The organism is Dyella sp. KRB-257, assembly GCF_049445995.1.
Taxonomy (GTDB): Bacteria; Pseudomonadota; Gammaproteobacteria; order Xanthomonadales; family Rhodanobacteraceae; genus Dyella_A.
The window spans coordinates 32,335-48,581 of sequence record NZ_JBMSDZ010000020.1 but is presented as its reverse complement, the minus strand read 5'-3'; the positions used below and the strand labels follow the sequence as shown (position 1 = coordinate 48,581).

13 protein-coding genes are annotated in these 16,247 nt (G+C 69.0%); 7 read left to right on the top strand and 6 right to left on the bottom strand.

The genetic code is table 11. The features are described from left to right. Positions 1–154 precede the first annotated feature (154 nt). Together ACO2Q2_RS14145 and mnmG are read right to left on the bottom strand one after the other, a co-directional pair. The gene (locus tag ACO2Q2_RS14145) at positions 155–925 is read right to left on the bottom strand and encodes an RDD family protein (RefSeq protein ID WP_423256471.1); all 771 of its coding nucleotides are present in this window, start codon (positions 923–925) and stop codon (positions 155–157) included. A 65-nt stretch (positions 926–990) separates the two neighbouring features. Continuing rightward, positions 991–2,865, bottom strand: a complete 1,875-nt coding sequence (mnmG, locus tag ACO2Q2_RS14140; protein WP_423256469.1) for a tRNA uridine-5-carboxymethylaminomethyl(34) synthesis enzyme MnmG — start codon at positions 2,863–2,865, stop codon at positions 991–993. 609 nt (positions 2,866–3,474) lie between these two features. Between mnmG and ACO2Q2_RS14135 the strand changes: the two genes are divergently transcribed. Beyond that, the gene (locus ACO2Q2_RS14135; protein ID WP_423256468.1) at positions 3,475–3,654 is read left to right on the top strand and encodes a hypothetical protein; all 180 of its coding nucleotides are present in this window, start codon (positions 3,475–3,477) and stop codon (positions 3,652–3,654) included. A 121-nt stretch (positions 3,655–3,775) separates the two neighbouring features. Here the strand turns inward: ACO2Q2_RS14135 and pepN are convergent, their stop codons facing one another. Next, positions 3,776–6,412, bottom strand: a complete 2,637-nt coding sequence (pepN, locus tag ACO2Q2_RS14130) for an aminopeptidase N (protein ID WP_423256466.1) — start codon at positions 6,410–6,412, stop codon at positions 3,776–3,778. A 65-nt stretch (positions 6,413–6,477) separates the two neighbouring features. On the opposite strand from pepN, the gene ACO2Q2_RS14125 reads away from it, so the two are divergent. Both ACO2Q2_RS14125 and ACO2Q2_RS14120 read left to right on the top strand, forming a co-directional pair. Then, positions 6,478–7,479 carry an aldose 1-epimerase gene (locus ACO2Q2_RS14125; protein WP_423256464.1) on the top strand — a complete coding sequence of 334 codons (1,002 nt, stop codon included), beginning with the start codon at positions 6,478–6,480 and terminating at the stop codon, positions 7,477–7,479. Continuing rightward, on the top strand, positions 7,476–8,447 hold the full coding sequence (locus ACO2Q2_RS14120) for a pyridoxal-phosphate dependent enzyme (protein ID WP_423256462.1): 972 nt from the start codon (positions 7,476–7,478) through the stop codon (positions 8,445–8,447). The genes ACO2Q2_RS14125 and ACO2Q2_RS14120 overlap by 4 nt, the downstream gene beginning before the upstream one ends. Positions 8,448–8,498: 51 nt before the next feature. On the opposite strand, the gene ACO2Q2_RS14115 is transcribed toward ACO2Q2_RS14120, so the two are convergent. Continuing rightward, entirely contained in the window at positions 8,499–9,578 is a 1,080-nt protein-coding gene (locus tag ACO2Q2_RS14115) for a sterol desaturase family protein (protein ID WP_423256460.1), read from the bottom strand. A gap of 255 nt (positions 9,579–9,833) precedes the next feature. On the opposite strand from ACO2Q2_RS14115, the gene ACO2Q2_RS14110 reads away from it, so the two are divergent. The 3 genes from ACO2Q2_RS14110 (at position 9,834) to ACO2Q2_RS14100 (ending at position 12,457) form a co-directional block, all read left to right on the top strand. Beyond that, the gene (locus ACO2Q2_RS14110) at positions 9,834–10,391 is read left to right on the top strand and encodes a DNA-3-methyladenine glycosylase I (RefSeq protein WP_423256458.1); all 558 of its coding nucleotides are present in this window, start codon (positions 9,834–9,836) and stop codon (positions 10,389–10,391) included. A gap of 380 nt (positions 10,392–10,771) precedes the next feature. Then, positions 10,772–11,545 carry a hypothetical protein gene (locus ACO2Q2_RS14105; protein ID WP_423256456.1) on the top strand — a complete coding sequence of 258 codons (774 nt, stop codon included), beginning with the start codon at positions 10,772–10,774 and terminating at the stop codon, positions 11,543–11,545. Between the two features lie 72 nt (positions 11,546–11,617). Further along, positions 11,618–12,457: a transporter gene (locus ACO2Q2_RS14100; protein ID WP_423256454.1), complete on the top strand. Its 840-nt coding sequence runs from the start codon at positions 11,618–11,620 to the stop codon at positions 12,455–12,457. 93 nt (positions 12,458–12,550) lie between these two features. Here the strand turns inward: ACO2Q2_RS14100 and treF are convergent, their stop codons facing one another. Together treF and ACO2Q2_RS14090 are read right to left on the bottom strand one after the other, a co-directional pair. Further along, positions 12,551–14,158: an alpha,alpha-trehalase TreF gene (gene treF / locus ACO2Q2_RS14095; protein WP_423256452.1), complete on the bottom strand. Its 1,608-nt coding sequence runs from the start codon at positions 14,156–14,158 to the stop codon at positions 12,551–12,553. Positions 14,159–14,160: 2 nt separating this feature from the next. Further along, complete coding sequence (locus ACO2Q2_RS14090) at positions 14,161–14,928, bottom strand: glucose 1-dehydrogenase (RefSeq protein WP_423256451.1); 768 nt, start codon at positions 14,926–14,928, stop codon at positions 14,161–14,163. Between the two features lie 442 nt (positions 14,929–15,370). Between ACO2Q2_RS14090 and ACO2Q2_RS14085 the strand changes: the two genes are divergently transcribed. Continuing rightward, positions 15,371–16,201 carry an MT-A70 family methyltransferase gene (locus ACO2Q2_RS14085; RefSeq protein WP_423256449.1) on the top strand — a complete coding sequence of 277 codons (831 nt, stop codon included), beginning with the start codon at positions 15,371–15,373 and terminating at the stop codon, positions 16,199–16,201. Positions 16,202–16,247 lie beyond the last annotated feature (46 nt).

Below are 16,247 nucleotides of genomic sequence, written 5' to 3'. Positions count from 1 at the left end.
GGTCGAGCGGGTTTTCCTTGAGGTTAGGAGCGTGGGCCGTCGAAAGCAGAACTGATCGCTGATCATAGCAAGCGGCCAGGAGCGGTCCGGTGCGTGCGGCAGCAAAGGAAACGCCGCGGCAGGCCGCGGCGTCGGTAGTACGTAAGGAGGCTGGTCAGGCGTCAAAGCGGCCGGGCGCGCTGCCTTCCTTTCTCGCGTCGTGTTGCTGGAATTCGGAAGCACGGCCGTTCAGCACCAGCGTGCTGGCGACCATGTCATGCAGCGCCTGCTTGCGGCTGGTCCAGCCGGCCATCAGAAAGCCGAAGCCCAGCGTAAACACGCTGAGGAACTTCGCCGGATAGCGGCCGAGCGCGCGCGGGAGGCTGATGCGCGCGCCGTGCAGATCGGTAACCCGGATGCCGAGCGCGAGCTTGCCCAGCGTACCCTGCCAGACCGAGCTCTCGCACAGCGCGAAGTACAGCCAGGCGAGCACGCCGGTTACCAGTGTGGCGTTGCCGATCTCCGCATAGAACCGGCTGTAGGCATCCAGCATGGCCTGGATGTTGCCCGCTGCCGCCTGCATGGCCTCGCCGAGGCGGGCTTGCGCCGCTCCCGCGCCCATCGCATCCATGATGAGCTTGTTCGGGATGTACAGCACCAGCGCATCGATGATGTAGGCGAGGAAGCGCTTCCAGAAGCCGGCGTAGTTCTCCAGCGCCATCGTGACGGTCGGCGGCAGCGGCGCGGCGGCGATCGGCGGCGGCGTGGCCGAGGCGGGGCGTTGCACGTCCTCGGGAAACAGCACCGCCAGCGGCTGCCAGTCGGCCAGGCCGTCGTACCAGCCGAGGTCGTCGCCGCTGGCTTCGCCGCTGCGCAGCCACTGGCGGACATCCGCTTCCTTGTAGGGCCCGTGGCGTTCGCCGTTGCGGCCGATCCAGATGTCCATGCGTGGGTGCCTCGCGGTCAGTCGAATCGCGCCATGATGCCACGGCACCATGACGCGGGCAGGCGTCAGGCGGCGCGTCGCTTGAGGTGCACCAGCAGCAGCGAGATCGCTGCCGGGGTCACGCCACTGACCCGCGCTGCCTGGCCCAGCGTGGCCGGCTGCACGCGCTTGAGCTTGAGCAGCACCTCGGCGGACAGGCCGCGCACCTGGTCGTAATCGAAGCCGGTCGGGATCGCCGTGTGTTCGTGGCGGCGCGCCCGTTCGATCTCCTCGCGCTGGCGTTCGAGATAGCCGGCGTACTTGGTCTGCACTTCCACCTGCGCCGCCACGTCCTCGTGCTCCACCGCCGGGCCGAGCTCGGGCACCGCGGTGAGGCGGAGGTAATCCAGCTCCGGCCGGCGCAGCAGGTCCAGCGCGTTGGTCTCGCGGCTCACCGCGATGCCGAGGTGGCGCTCGATCGCTGCACCCAGGGCATTGTTCGGCGCGGCCCACAGCGCGCCCAGGCGCTGCGTCTCGCGCTCGACCGCGTCGCGCTTGGCGCGCAGCGCATCGAAGCGTTCGACGGGCACCACGCCCAGCGCGTGGCCGGTTTCGGTGAGGCGCAGGTCGGCGTTGTCCTCGCGCAGATGCAGCCGGTATTCGGCGCGCGAGGTGAACATGCGGTAGGGCTCGAGGGTGCCGTTGCCGGTGAGGTCGTCGATCAGCACGCCGACATAGGCCTCGTCGCGGCGCGGGTACCACGGCGCCTTGCCCTGTACGGCCAGCGCCGCATTGAGCCCGGCGATCAGGCCCTGCGCGGCGGCTTCCTCGTAGCCGGTGGTGCCGTTGATCTGGCCGGCGAAGTACAGGCCGCCGATGGCCTTGGTCTCCAGCCACGGCTGCAGGCCGCGCGGATCGAAGTAGTCGTACTCGATGGCGTAGCCGGGCCGGGTGATGTGGGCGTGCTCGAAGCCCTTGATCGAGCGCACCAGCGCCAGCTGCACGTCGAACGGCAGCGAGGTGGAGATGCCGTTGGGATAGATCTCGAACGTATCCAGCCCTTCCGGCTCGATGAACACCTGGTGGGATTCCTTCTCCGCGAAGCGCACTACCTTGTCCTCGATCGACGGGCAGTAGCGCGGCCCCACGCCCTCGATCTGGCCGCTGTACAGCGGCGAGCGGTCCAGCGCGCCGCGGATCAGTTCGTGGGTGCGTCCGGAGGTATGCGTGATCCAGCAGCTGACCTGGCGCGGGTGCTCCTCGCGCGAGCCGAGGTAGGAAAACACCGGCGCCGGATCGTCGCCCGGCTGCTCTTCCAGGCCGCTGAAGTCGATGCTGCGTCGGTCGAGGCGCGGCGGCGTGCCGGTCTTCAGCCGGTCGGCCGCCACGGGAAGTTCGCGCAGCTTTTGCGCCAGCATGCTGGCCGGCGGGTCGCCGGCGCGGCCGCCGGCGTACTGCGCCGGACCGATGTGGATCCTGCCGGCGAGAAAGGTGCCGGCGGTCAGCACCACGGCGGGCGCGTGGAAGCCCAGGCCCATCTGGGTGATCACGCCGGTCACCCGGCCGCCCTCGACGATCAGGTCGTCCACCGCCTGCTGGAACAGCTCCAGATTGGGCTGGGTTTCCACGATCCGGCGAATCGCCGCCTTGTACAGGGCACGGTCGGCCTGGCAGCGGGTGGCGCGCACGGCCGGGCCCTTGGAGGCGTTGAGCGTGCGCCACTGGATGCCGGCGCGGTCGGCGGCCCGGGCCATGGCGCCGCCCAGCGCGTCGATCTCCTTCACCAGGTGCCCCTTGCCGATGCCGCCGATGGCCGGGTTGCAGCTCATCTGGCCGATCGTCTCGATGTTGTGGCTGAGCAGCAGCGTGCGCGCGCCGGCGCGGGCGGCGGCAAGGGCCGCCTCGGTGCCGGCGTGGCCGCCGCCAACCACGATGACGTCGTAGGATGTCGGGTGACGCATGGAACTGACCTGCTGGGTCCAAAAGTGGACGTGGTTGGGCGATATGGTAAGTCGACGTCAGGCGGTGCGCCTGTTTGGAAATGCCTGGCACGGTTCATGCACAAATTCTCACGCACTTTTCACGGGCAGACGCTGCGCAGTCGATGCGCGCCGAGACGGAACGACAGGGGTTCCGCCGCGTGCCGGGAAAGGAAGCAATGACGGCGCCCTCGGGCGCCGTCTCCCTTTGCGGGATGCGTTGCGAGATGCGCAAAACACAAAGCCCCGCGCCATATGGCGCGGGGCTTTGTTTTGAGAGATCTGGCGCCCGGCGGTCTCAGGAACAGGGGGAATCCAGGATGACCGTATTGCCGGGCGCCAGAAACCGGTAAATCGGGAATGCGGGTGGCCAAGACGCCAGTAACGTGGGTCCGATATTCGACTCGCACGCGTGAACCCGGTGTGACCGAAACGGCTCTTTTGGCCTTGCCGCGGCAGCACCTGACGCGATGCGTCAGTTCCGGTGGCGGGTGCACAAAACGGGTGTGAGTGCGATCACATTGTTGGCACGCCGGATGCATTCCCCCTGGCGAGGCAACCGCAACAACCGAGGGGGGGCGCGGCATGGACATGAGCATCAATTTCGAACCGGTCTATCGGCAGCACGACCTGTGGATGGAGATCGGTCGCGTCGAGATGGCGATGGAGCAGCTCGAGCGCCGTGGGGAGCGCGAGCGCAGCACGCTGCGTCCCCGTCTGGAATCGCGCCGTCACCGCCTGCTCGAACAGCTGCAGCAGCTCTCCGCCTGAGCGCGCTGGCCGCCCGTGCCGGTCATCGGCACGGCCTGCCTTCGGTACGGCGTGGAGTGTCTTCGCTCCGCCGCGCCGAAGGCCTGCGAGGGATGGCGAGTGCCCCGTTTCGCTTGAGCGATCAGCTCTTCAGCATGCCCGCCACGATTTCCGCCAGATTCCGCGACAGCCCCGGCGTTTCGGCCAGGGCTGACAGCACGTGTCTGGCCGCGTCACGGCGTACCGGTTCCAGCCGCTGCCAGCCATTGAAGGCGGTCGCCAGCCGCGCGGCGATCTGCGGGTTGAGCGCATCGAGCGCCACCAGGCGCTCGGCCAGCAGCCGATAACCGGCACCATCGGCGCGATGGAAACCGCTCGGGTTGCTGCTGGCGAAGGTGCCCAGCAGGGCGCGCGCGCGGTTGGGATTCTTCAGCGTGAAGGCCGGATCGCTTTCCAGCGAGCGCACGCGCTCCAGCGCTCTCTCGCCCGGCAACTGCGCCTGCACCGCAAACCACTTGTCCAGCGCCAGCGGATTGTCCGCGTGGCGGCGACGGAAATCGGCCAGCGCGTCGGCGGCCGATGCCGCCTCGCTGCGCACCAGCACCGAGAGTGCGGCCAGGCGATCGGTCATGCCCTGCGCCCGGCGGTATTGGGCGTCCGCACGGGCCTGCGCCGTGGGTGCATCGGCCAGCGCGAGCAGTTCCAGCACGCGGCGCTTGAGCCGCCGCTGCGCCTTGGCCACCGCATCGAGCTGCAGCGGTCCGGCCACGTCGAGCGCGGCCAGCCGTTGCGCCAGGGCCAACACGCCGATTGTCTCGGCCAGCTGCTTCTGCAGTTGCTGCCGCAAGGCGTGGATCTGCGCCGGATCCACCTCCTGCTCGCGCTCGGCCAGCTCCACCTCGCCCGGCGGCGTCAGCAGGTCGGCCAGCAGGGCCGGGTCCAGCGCGCAGTCGGCAAACAGCTGCGCCAGCGCGTTACACCATGCCTGCAGGGCGGTCCGCCCGCCATGGCGGCAGTCGTCGAACGCCAGCGCGGCCAGCTGCTGGCCGGCCTCCCAGCGGTTGAAGCCGTCCGGATCATGGGTGAGCAGCAGGGCGAGGTCGGCCGGGGCGGAGTCGCACTCCAGGATCACCGGCGCGGAGAATCCGCGCAGCAGCGAGGGCACCGGCGAGCGCTCGATTTCGTCGAACGCGAACGTCTGTTCGGCCCGGTCGAGCACCACCACCGTCTCATTGCCGAGCGTCCTGTCGTCGATGCGCAGCGCCAGCATGCGGCCGTCGCGATCGAACAGCGCGAGCTTCACCGGGATCGGCAGCGGCGGTTTCTCCGGCTGGCCGGCCGCGGCCTGCGCGTGCTGCGACAGCGTGAGCGTGTAGCGGCGCGCGCCGGCGTCGAAGTGTCCGCGCGCGCGCAGTCGGGGCGTGCCGGCCTGGCCGTACCAGGCGAGATAGGGCATCAGGTCCAGATCGTTGGCGTCGCCCAGCGCGGCAAGGAAATCCTCGATCGTGGCGGCGCGGCCGTCGTTGCGTTCGAAGTAGCGGTCCATGCCGCGGCGGAAGCCCTTCTGCCCCAGCCTGCCGGCCAGCATGCGCACCAGTTCCGAGCCCTTCTCGTAGACGGTGGCGGTGTAGAAGTTGTTGATCTCGTGGTACTCGGCCGGGCGCACGGGGTGCGCCAGCGGGCCGGCGTCCTCGGGGAACTGCGCGCGGCGCAGCAGCGCCACGTCCTCGATGCGCTTGAGCGCCGCCGAGTTCATGTCGGCGGAGAACTGCTGCTCGCGGAACACCGTGAGCCCTTCCTTCAGCGACAGCTGGAACCAGTCGCGGCAGGTCACGCGGTTGCCGCTCCAGTTGTGGAAATACTCGTGCGCCACCACCGCTTCCACCGCCTTGTACTCGTCGTCGGTGGTGGTGTCCGGATCGGCCAGCAGGTATTTCGCGTTGAAGATGTTGAGACCCTTGTTCTCCATCGCGCCCATGTTGAAGTCGTGCGTGGCGACGACGTGGAACACGGACAGATCGTAATTGCGCCCGTAGGCCTGCTCGTCCCAGCGCATGGCGCGCTCGAGTGCGTCCATCGCGTAGTGGCAGCTGTCGATCACGTCGGCTTCGGCCCAGATCACGAGTTTGACGTCGCGTCCATCGGCGGTGCGGTAGTCGCGCTGGATTTTTTCCAGCCGTCCGGCGACCAGCGCGAACAGGTAGCAGGGCTTGGGATGCGGATCGACGAAGCGCGCCCAGTGGCGGCCGTCCGGCAGCTCGCCGGCGCCGTCCGGGTTGCCGCCGGCCAGCAGCACGGGAAAGCGCGCGCGCTCGGCCTGCAGCGTCACCGTGTAGCGGGTGAGCACGTCGGGGCGATCGGGGAAGAAGGTGATGTGGCGGAAGCCTTCGGCCTCGCACTGGGTGAGCAGGAAGCCCGCCTCGCGGCTGCCGGAGAGATACAGGCCCTCCAGCGCGGTGTTGGCGGCGGGGTGGATGCGCACGCGGGTGCTCAGCACGCTGCCGTCGCGCGCGCCGTCCACTTCCAGCACGCCGTCGGCGTAGCGCCACGCGCCGGCGTCCAGCGGCTGCTCGTCCAGCGCGATCGCCAGCAGCTCCAGCCCCTCGCCGTCGAGCCGCAGCGGCCTGCTGGCGTCGCCGCGCAGATGCAGGCGGGCGGCGACTTCGGTGGTGTCGATGCCGAGCTCGAAGCTCAGCTCGATCGATTCCACGCGCCACGCGGGCGGGGTGTAGTCGCGCAGGCGGATCGGAGCGGTGGCGTGGTCCTGACGGTCGGGCATGGGAGAGCGGATCGGGTGGGGCCGATCAGGCTAACATGGCCGGCCTTGTAGCCAGGTTCACGTCGATGCCGTCCTTCGAGGTTGCCCGCGATGCGCTGGGAGCGCACGCACTGATCGTGCTGCACGACGCCGCGCGCGCGCGCAGCGTGCGGATTGCCCGCCGTGGCGCCACCGTGCTGTCGATCGAGGTGCGTCACCGCGACCGCACGATCGACCTGGCCGACGGCTACCGCGACGCCGCCGAACTCGACGCGCGACCCAGCTCGCGCTTCGCGGTGATGGTGCCGTTCGCCAACCGCATCGCCGGTGCACGCTACCGCTTCGACGGCGTCGACCGCGACCTGCAGCCCGGCGTGCCGGAGGTCGAGCGCGCGGCCCGCCATGGGTTCGTGCGCGGCGTCGATTTCGACCTGCAGGCGCTCAGCGCAGACGACGACGGCGCCGGGGCCACCTTCACCACCGCGATCGCGGCGGACGCGCACCCCGGTTATCCATTCGCGATCGCGCTGGCGATCCGCTACCGTCTCAACGCGCGCGGGCTCACCTTGGAGGCGACCATGCGCAACACCGGCGACCGCGCCGCGCCGTGCTTCTTCGGCTGGCATCCGTATTTCCGCCTCGGCGACACGCCGCTGGCCTCGTGGGAACTGCAGGTGCCCGCGTGCACGGTGATCGCCACCGACACGGGCTACATTCCGCTGCCCGGCCACGCGGCGCGCGTGCCGATCGACCGCGCGCCTGCGCTCGATTTCCGCACGCCACGCGCGGTGGGCGCGCTGGAGCTCAATCACGCTTTCGCCGACCTCGTGCCCGACGCCGATGGCCGGCTGCGCAGCCGCCTGCGTGACCCCTCCAGCGGCCTGGGCCTGGCGCTGTGGCAGGAGCGCGGCGTGATGCTGGCATTCACCGCCGACACGGTGAGTCGCGACGTGCGCGGCTCGCTGGCGCTGGAGCCGATGGAAAGCTGGGCCGATGCCTTCAACCGGGCCGATTGCGCCGACGCGATCCGCCTCGCCCCCGGCGCCGAGCGCCGCTTCCGCTGCGGCGTGGAGTTCGAAACCGCATGAACCTGCCCGCGCTGCCCACGCTCGAGACCATCCGCGACGCCGCCGCGCGCATCGCCCCCTACGCCGTGGTCACGCCGGTGCTGCGCAGCGATGCGCTCGACGCGCTGGCCGGCGCCCGCCTGCACTTCAAGTGCGAGAACTTCCAGCGCGGCGGTGCCTTCAAATTCCGCGGCGCCTGCAACGCGGTGTGGTCGCTGGGCGATGCCGACGCGCGCCGCGGCGTGGTCACCCACTCGTCCGGCAACCACGGCAGCGCGCTGGCGCTGGCCGGGGCCACGCGCGGCATCGCTGCCCATGTGGTGGTGCCCGAGGGTGCGGTGCAGGCCAAGCTCGAGCTGATCGCGCGCGCCGGCGCGGTGCTGCACCGCTGCGCACCGACCCAGGCCGCGCGCGAGGCGAAGGCCGAGCAGGTGCGGCGCGACACCGGCGCCGTGCTGGTACATCCGTATGCCGATGCGCGGGTGATCGCCGGGCAGGGCACGATCGCGCTGGAGCTGCTCGCCCAGGTACCCGCGCTGGATGTGCTCATCACGCCGGTGGGCGGCGGCGGGCTGGCCGCCGGCGTGGCGATCGCCGCGCACGCGCTGTGCCCGGGGCTGCCGCTGTTCGCCGCAGAACCGGCCGGTGCCGACGATGCGGCGCGTTCGCTGGCGGCCGGCCACCGCGTGCAGAGCGTTGTCCCCGATACCGTCTGCGACGGCCTGCGCGCGCTCATCGGCGCGCCGAACCTGCAGGCCTTGCGCGAGCACGCGGTGGAGGTGATCACGGTCACCGACGCGGAAGCCATCGCCGCGATGCGGCTGATCTGGGGCGAGCTCAGGATCATCGCGGAGGTGTCCTGCGCCACCGTGCTGGCCGCGGTGCTCAAGGCGCCAGGATGCTTCGCCGGTCGCCACGTCGGCCTGGTACTCACCGGCGGCAACGTGGATCTCGACGCGCTGCCCTGGGGCACGACGCCGCGCCCCTGATCCGTGCCGGCGGCCGCCGGCCGCATCACGGGACGGTTTTCGCCAGTCGGCTCAGTCGCCGATCGTCTCGCCTTGCAGGGACGTCGCGTGCCGCCCCGGCGGCGCGGCGTGATCCACCGGCACCGGCCGGTAGCCCGGTCCGAACGACACTTCGCCCGGCTTCCAGCCATCGAGCGTGCGCACTGCACCCCAGAAGCGCCTGAACGCCGCCCAGTGCAGGCCGACCAGGCCATGCTCGTTGTCCGCATCCACCACCGGATCGCCCACGCCGGTGGGGCGGATCGGCTCGCCGTACAGCGCGGTGCCGAACAGCACGTCCCAGATCGAGAACACCTGGCCGTAGTTGCAGTTGTGCAGGCCCGGACGCTCCGGATCGACCCGCATGTGATGCAGGCGATGGAAAGTGGGGTCGACGAACAGCCGTCCGAACAGCGGCCCGAAGTTCAGCCGCGTGTTGGTGTGCGAGAAGTTCTGCACCAGCTCGCCCAGCAGCATCAGCCAGGCGAAGTCGGTCGGCGCCACGCCGATCGCCAGGCCCACCACGGCGAGGATCATCGACTGGATGAAGCCGTCCACCAGGCTGCCGCGATCGTTGGTCCAGCAGCTCATCTGGCGCGTGCTGTGGTGCATCGAGTGCAATGCCCACCACCACGGCAGCGCGTGCTGCACGCGGTGCATGGTGTAGTACACCAGGTCGTAGATCACGTAGTAGACGAGGAACAGCGCCAGCGGGTGCTGCCCCAGCACGGGAAACCAATGCGTGATGCCGAGGATCGAGTCGCGGCTGGAGGTGTCCGGCCCGTTGGACACGCCGCCGAAGTAGTTGGCGAACGGCGTCAGCACCAGATAGGAAAACAGCGGGAAGATCCCCAGCAGCATCCACAGCGTGTACTGGCGATCGACCCGGGTCAGCCTGCGGTCGATCCAGCGCTCGGCCGGCCAGAAGCTTTCCAGCGGACGGAACAGGCCCGCGATGATCGCCACCTGCGCCACCGCAATCAGCAGCGACTCGGCGATCTCGCGCGGATCGCCGGCCAGCCCGTCCAGGTGCAGCCATTGCAGCAGCGGCAGCACGCCGTGCCGGGAGAAGGCATCGACCAGGGCGGTCCAGGCGTGCGCGAGGGAAGGCATCGGAAACGGCATCGGCGGGAGTGCACCGCGTAGCCTCGTCGCCCCGCCTTTCCGGCGGGTTTCACCGGGGTCGCTCCGGCATGCCTGACCCGGCGCGACGCGTGGGCTGGCTTGCCGCTTCCCGCGGTGTGGAATCATCGGGCGTGGAAATCGACCGACAGCCCCGTCGCCGCGCGTGAGCCCCGTCAGCGTCGCCGCAGGCGCAGCGCTCCGATACATTGCGGATCCGCCGTCACGAGAGAGAGAGAGAGATCGATGCAACGCTGTCGCTGGGCCGGGGACGATCCGCTGATGTGCGCCTACCACGATCGCGAGTGGGGCACGCCGCTGCACGACGACCGTGCGCTGTTCGAGTTCCTCTGCCTGGAAGGCGCGCAGGCCGGCCTGTCGTGGTGCACCGTGCTGGCCAAGCGCGAACGCTATCGCGAGGTGTTCCACGGCTTCGCGATCGATCGCGTGGCGGCGATGAGCGATGCCGAGCTCGACGCGCTGATGCTCGATCCGGGCATCATCCGCAACCGTCTCAAGATCTCGTCCGTGCGCGACAACGCACGCGCCGCGCAGGCGGTGATCGCCGAACACGGCAGCCTCGATGGCTGGCTGTGGTCGTTCGTCGACGGCGTCCCGATCCGCAACGCCTGGCGCAGTGCGGCGCAGGTACCGGCCACCACCGCGCACTCCGACCGCCTGAGCAAGGCGCTGAAGAAGCGCGGCTTCCGCTTCGTCGGCAGCACCATCTGCTACGCCTTCATGCAGGCCACCGGCATGGTCGACGACCACACGCTCGACTGCTTCCGCCACGGCATGCGCTGAAGCGACGGTGTTTGCACCGCAGCATCGCACGTGCCGCTCAGCCGGTGGATGGATAGCGGTGCGTGCCGGGGTCACGGCACGACAGGCAGGGGCTCACGACAGGCAATGGCGTAAGTTTTTGCGCATCGAGCCGTCGTGTGCACGTCGTGTGACGCAGTTCGCACGAATCGCCTCGATTCCCGCACGGGAACTGAGCGCAACCCCAACGCCATCTAAACAAAGCGCCTCGCAAGCCTTGTGGTTGCGTCGGTACTGCGGAACCATGCCACGGGTTTTGCTGCACGCGGTCGCCATCGTCACACGATGCGCGACGGGATACAGGGGCGTGGCAGGGACGGCAGCTTGCATGACCTCCCATCATCCATCCACGGAGAACCCGCATGAAAACCAAGCAGCTTGCGCTTGCCTGCGCCATCGCACTCTCCGCGCCCATCGCGGCTCCCGCTTTCGCGCAGACCTCGGCCGGCGACACCACGGACACGCAGACCAGCACCACCAGCGGCCCGGAAGCCTCCCGCCTGAGCACCGAGTTCTCGACCTTCGCCGGTTCGGACACCAACGCACAGGCGCTGGTGTCCGGCCTGCGTGACGGCACCGCCATCACGCTGGACCAGACGGTGACCCATGCCGACGGCACCACCAGCACCACGCAGACCACCATCCAGCCGGCCACCGGCCCGCTCGGCTACGGCAACGTGCGCATCGCGCTGGCGCTGGCCGAGGCCAGCCTGGCCCGGCAGGGCATCGCCGATCCCACCGCCGAGGAAATCGCGGCCGCCCTCAACGGCGGCACGCTGACCCTGGCCGATGGCACCGCGGTCGATCTCAACGGCGTGCTCGCCGATCGCGCCGCCGGCCAGGGCTGGGGCCAGATCGCCAAGGCGATGGGCTTCCAGCTCGGTGAGCTGATGCGTTCGCCGAACGCCACCGCCCACGCCGCCGCCACGGCGCACGGCCACGCCGACGTAAGGGTGGCCAAGGTCGACCTGTCGGCCCACGGCCAGGCTTCCGCGCACGCCTCGATGCCCGACCACGCCGGCGCCATGGCGAGGATGGATCGCCCCCAGCGTCCGGTCCGCCCCGAGCGCCCGGCCCTGCCGGAGCGCCCGCAGCTGCCGGATCATCCGACCCATGTCGGTCGTCCGGGCGGCTGATCGCCGTTCTTCCCCGCGGGCCCGGCCCGGTGCCGGGTCCGCTCCCTTCTCAGTCATCAGGAACCCCACGTCATGCGCAACACAGCGTATTGGATCGCCCTTGGCTCGCTCGCACTGATCGCCGCCCCGGTGGCCCATGCGGCCGATGGTGGCGGCCAGTTCAGCCTCAGCGGCGGTGCCGACTACAGCAGCGGCAAGTACGGCACCAGCATCACCACCGACATCTGGTCGGTGCCGGTCACCGCGGCCTACCAGACGGATCGCTGGACCTTCAAGCTGGTGGTGCCGTACGTCAGCATCAGCGGCGCCGGCAACGTGATTCCTGGCACCGGTCCAGTCAACAACGGCAACCCGATCGGCCGCGGCCTGGGTCGCCTGCTCGGCGGCGGCGGGGGCAGCGGTACCCCGACCACCACCACCTCCGGCTCCGCCTCGGGCCTGGGTGACGTGGTGGCCTCGGCCGGTTATCAGGTCTACACCAGCCAGGACGGCACCTTCGGTCTGGATCTCACCGGCAAGGTCAAGTTCGGCACCGCCGACGAGAACAAGGGCCTGGGCACCGGCAAGAACGACTACGGCGTCTCGCTGGACACCTACAAGGTGGCCGGCAACTGGACCCCGTTCGGCGGCGTGGGCTGGACCAAATACGGCAGCTCGCAGTACATCAAGCTGAAGAACGCGCTCAACGCCAACCTCGGCGTCGACTACAAGCTCGACAGTACCAACAACGTCGGTACGTACTACTACTACCGCGAACGCATCGCCGAGGGCAGCGCCTCGCAGAGCGAGCTCGCCGGTTACTGGAACCACAAGATCGGCAACCATTGGCGCGTGCAGGCGTATGCGCTGACCGGTTTCAGCAACGGCAGTCCGGATTGGGGCGCCGGTGCCTCGATGAAGTTCCTGTTCTGAATCCGGCGCGGACGACGCACGCGTTCCCCGCGCGATTTTCGGCCCCGCCGCGCACGTCGCGGCGGAGCTTCTTCCTGTGTCCGCCGCGACGCCTCAGGCGCCGCGCCGCGATAGCGCACACGCGCGGTGTGCGGGGTGCCCGGGATCCTCGTGCAGCAGGCGACGGGTGACGCCGTTGGTCCAGCCGAAGCCGTCCTGCAGCGGATACTCACCGCCATCGCCGCCGTGCGCGCCGTCGTCCTCGTGGTTGAGCACGTATTTCTCCACCAGCTTGCCCTCGCGCTGGTACAGGCTGCCCACGGTGTGCAGCCAGCGCTGCGCGATGTCGCGCGCCAGCGGTTGCTGACCGCAGCGGGCGAAGCCCTTGATCGCCAGCCACTGCAGCGGTGCCCAGCCGTTGGGTCGGTCCCACTGCTGGCCGCTGCCCACCTCGCTGGTGGCGATGCCGCCCTGCGCCAGCAGACGCTGGCGCACTGCGGCGGCCACGCGCCCGGCGCGCGCGTCGTCGTCCACCAGTCCGGCGAACAGCGGCGCGGCGGTGGCCGCGGTGACCAGTTCGCGCCGCCTGCCGTGCTGCCAGTCGAAGTCGACGAAGGCGCCCTGCGCGTCGTCCCACATCCAGCGCAGCATCGCCTCGCGGCGCGCCCGCGCGCGCGAAGCGAAACCGGCCGCGTCCTCGCGCTGTCCGGCCGCTCCACTGAATCGGGCGAGCTGGCGCTCGGCGATGTACAGCAGGCTGTTGAGATCCACCGGCAGGATCGCCGTGGTGCGCGTGGTAGAGAGATCGTCCGCGCGGTCGCACCAGCGTGCGCTGAAGTCCCAGCCGGAGGCTGCCGCGGCGCGCAGGTCGCGGTATACCTCATGCGTGGGCCGCGCACTGCGCGACGCGGTGGTCTCGTCTTCCAGGAACGACTCCTCGCGTGGCGTGTCGCGATCGTCCCAGTAGCGATTGAGCACGCTGCCGTCGTCCAGCCGTACGCCGTGGCGGTGCGCGTCGCCGCGGCGCAGGTCGTCGGTGCCATCCATCCACCACGCGTACTCGCGGCGCAGCTGCGGAAGGTAGCCGAGCGCCTGGCACAGGCCGTGCTGCTCGAACAGCGCCACCATCAGCGCGAACACCGGCGGCTGCGAGCGGCTGAGGTAGTAGCTGCGGTTGCCGTTGGGTACGTGGCCGTAGTGGTCAATCAGCCAGGCGAAGTTGTCGGCCATCGCGGCGAGCAGGTCGCGCCGGCCGCTTTCGACCAGGCCGAGCATGGTGAAGTACGAATCCCAGTAGTAGATCTCGCGGAAGCGTCCGCCGGGCACCACGTAGTCGTTCGGCAGCGGCAGGATCGAGCTGTCGGCCGGGTGCTCGTGCGGGCGACGCGTGAGCACGCGCCACAGGCCGTCGATGTGCGCTTTGAGGGATTGGTCGGGGTCGGAGGTGTAGTGGCTGGCGGCAGCCTTCTCCTCGTCGAAGTGCGCGTGCACGAACTGCGCCAGGTCGAAGTCGTCGCGATGCCGCTGCGCGCGGTAGCGCTCCAGGATGCGCTGCGGATCCTGTCGCGGGATGCAGTCGACGAAGGTCTTGCCGTCGTCGAACACCCGCGCGCGCTGCACGGCCCGAAATAGTTCCTGATAACGGTCGGCCGGCGTCAGCGGATCGGCGGCCGGCATCGCGGCCACGCGCCCGGCGGTATCATGCGAAGTCGCGTCCGCCATCGTCATTGTTCGGCGTAGTTCCACAGCAGGCCGCCGTCGACGAACAGCGTGGTGCCGGTGACGTAGGCCGCCTCGTCGCTGGCCAGGAACGCGGCGGCATTGGCCACGTCCTCGGGCGTGCCCAGCCGCTTGAGCGGGATGTTCGCCAGCAGCGCCTTCAGCTTCTCCGGCTGCGCCATCAGCGCGGCGTTGATCGGCGTCTGCACCGCGCCCGGCGCGATGTTGTTGACGCGGATGCCCAGCGGTGCCAGCTCGATCGCCAGGTTGCGCATCAGCATCTTCAGCCCGCCCTTGCTCGCCGCGTAGCTGGCGAAGTGCGGAAACGGCAACTCCTCGTGCACCGAGCTGACGTTCACCACCACGCCGCCCTCGTTGCGTTCGCGCACGTGCAGTGCAAACGCCTGGGTGGCGAAGAACGCGCCGCGCAGGTTCACGCCCATCACGGCGTCGTAGTCCTCCTCGGTGACCTCGACGAACGGCGCGCGCTTCTCGATGCCGGCGTTGTTGACCAGGATGTCCACCCGACCCATCGCCTCGACCGCCCGGGCGATCACTTGCCGGTCGGCGGCCGCGTCGGCGATGTCGCCGGCCACCACCACGCCGTCACTGCCGGCGGCGCGAATCAGCGCCAGCGTCTCGTGGGCCTGGTTGCCGTCCTCGCGTTCTTCCACCACCACGCGGGCGCCCTCGCGGGCCAGCTTCAGCGCGATGGCGCGACCAATGCCCTGGCCGCTGCCGGTGACCAGCGCCACCTTGCCTTGCAGTCGCATGCGTTGCTCCTAGTGATCGCCAGCTTCTTGTCGATAGCGTGCGTTGCTAAGCACACGAGCATGACAGGTTGCCCGTGAAGGTCGCGGCAGTGCATGGCGTGCGCTCACGGAGCGCCACCTCTATCCTTGGAAGGGTCGCCACATGCCGTTCGAACATCATGGACCTGACGGAATCATTTGCATCGTGCGTACCTGACGATCTTGTGGCGCGGTATCAATTCGCCGAGACGCGAAACGCCGCCAGGATCTTGCGGGCAACGAATCCGCAGGCATTTGGACAGATCATCGAAGTCCTCCGCGCATTCCGCTTGCAGACTTCGGACTTGATTGGCGGCTGCCCCGTCCTTGCGGTCTTCATCTGTTCGGCAACGCACGATCAGGACTAGCTCGGCGCATCAAGATCCAATAGACTGCCACTCTGAAGATCTATTAGAGGTGCGCGATGGCAAATCCGTTGATCGAGCAGGAACACGGCGTTCCATTGCCCACCGTCGATGGCGGATGGAGTGCCGTCCTGGCAGATCCCCCTTGGCGGTTCACAAACCGAACGGGGAAGGTGGCACCTGAGCACCGCAGGCTGGATCGTTATTCCACCATGGACCTGCGCGAAATCTGTGCGCTTCCGGTCCGGTCTGCGGTGGCGAAGAACAGTCACCTCTACCTCTGGGTACCCAATGCATTGCTGCCGGATGGCCTGAAGGTCATGGAGGCATGGGGTTTTCGCTATGTCTCGAACATCGTCTGGGCGAAGCGTCGGAAAGACGGCGGGCCCGATGGCCGGGGGGTCGGCTTCTACTTCCGGAATGTGACCGAGCTCTTGCTGTTCGGTGTGCGCGGTTCCCTGCGCACGCTTGCACCAGCACGAAGCCAGGTCAACATGATCGAAACTCGCAAACGCGAGCATTCACGAAAGCCGGATGAGCAATACGCCCTGATCGAGAGCTGCTCGCCGGGTCCCTACCTGGAGATGTTCGCGAGGCATCCGCATCCCGGCTGGACGGTGTGGGGCGCCGAGGCAGCGCCAGAGGTTCAGCCGCGCGGCCGCCAGCACAAGGGATATTCCGGTGGGTCCATGCAGCTACCGCTGATTTCTCCGCATGCCCGCCTCGATGAGCAGGAGGCCGAGAGCATCGGCCAGAAACTCAAGCATAAGTATGAACTGGGGCATTCGATTCGGGATCTCTCGGAAGAGACCTCCTATTCCATCGCGCGAGTGAGAAGCCTGCTCGGCAAGGCCGAAACCAAGCTGCGTCCGCGCGGCGGAGCGCAGTAGCCGCATCCGCCTGAGGATGCGCCTTCCGGCGCCTTCCGGCGGCTTC